Source organism: Paucilactobacillus vaccinostercus DSM 20634, assembly GCF_001436295.1.
Classification (GTDB): domain Bacteria; phylum Bacillota; class Bacilli; order Lactobacillales; family Lactobacillaceae; genus Paucilactobacillus; species Paucilactobacillus vaccinostercus.
Map to the genome: position 1 here is coordinate 1 of NZ_AYYY01000008.1, position 1,036 is coordinate 1,036.

At 41.4% G+C, this 1,036-nt stretch carries 1 protein-coding gene; it reads left to right on the plus strand.

Translation table 11 applies throughout. The features are described from left to right. The coding region (gene tnpC / locus FC26_RS02845; protein ID WP_157061019.1) for an IS66 family transposase at window positions 1-969 on the plus strand (969 nt) is incomplete at its 5' end. Window positions 970-1,036 lie beyond the last annotated feature (67 nt).

The window sequence follows — 1,036 nt, forward strand, 5'->3', positions numbered from 1 at the left end:
GGTACACCGCTATATCGCCAAAAAGGATATTGGAAAAACCAAGGACTAGATTTGAGCGATAAGACTATGGGTAATTGGATGATTGCTTGTGCCCAGATTGTGAAGCCGGTTTATGATCTACTCCGACAAAATTTGGCATCCCAGAAATTCCTTCAAGGTGATGAAACGCCCTATCAAGTTTTACAAGAGCCGGGTAAATTAGCCACCAGTAAATCATATATTTGGCTTGCACGAACCATCGGTCGTGCCCAACATCAAATTGTGCTCTATCACTATGCAGATAGTCGGGCAGGAAAAGTGGCGCAGCAACTATATTCCGGATTTACAGGAGTTCTTCAGTGTGACGGCTACTACGGCTATAACGCCATTGCGGACTCAGTTGAACATGTTGGCTGTTGGGCCCATGTACGACGTAAGTTTTATGACGATGCCAATATCGACAAGAAACATTTCAATGCATCAAAGGGATTAACTTTAATTGGTCAGATGATGCATGAAGAACAAAAGTGGCGAAAATGGGATAGTGTTGCACGATATCAGGCACGCCAAAAGTATCTAAAGCCATTACTTGATGAATTTTGGCAGTGGTGCGATATGGCAGATGTCCTTCCTAAAACACGTTTAGGAAAAGCTATTGCCTATGCACAGGGTCAACGAACTGCATTAAATCGAGTTCTACTTTATGGCGAAGTCGATTTTACCAATAATGCATCGGAACGTAATATGAAAAGTTACGTCATCGGCCGTAAGAACTGGCTGTTCTCAACCAGCCCGCAAGGCGCTGAAGCAAATGCCATCTGGATGAGCATCGTTGAAAGTGCCAAAGCAAACAAAACCAATCCCAGAGAATATATTGAATTTTTGTTAAAAAACGTGTCACAGCTCTCAAAACAAGAAATTGAGAATAAACTGGAGGCTTATTTACCATGGAATTATAACTCTTCATCGATTAAGCAAGTTGAAGCTTAAAATCAAAATTGAGTCATCATCTCAAAATTCGAGGTGATGGCTCAATTAATTTTGCCGGTCTGTTATT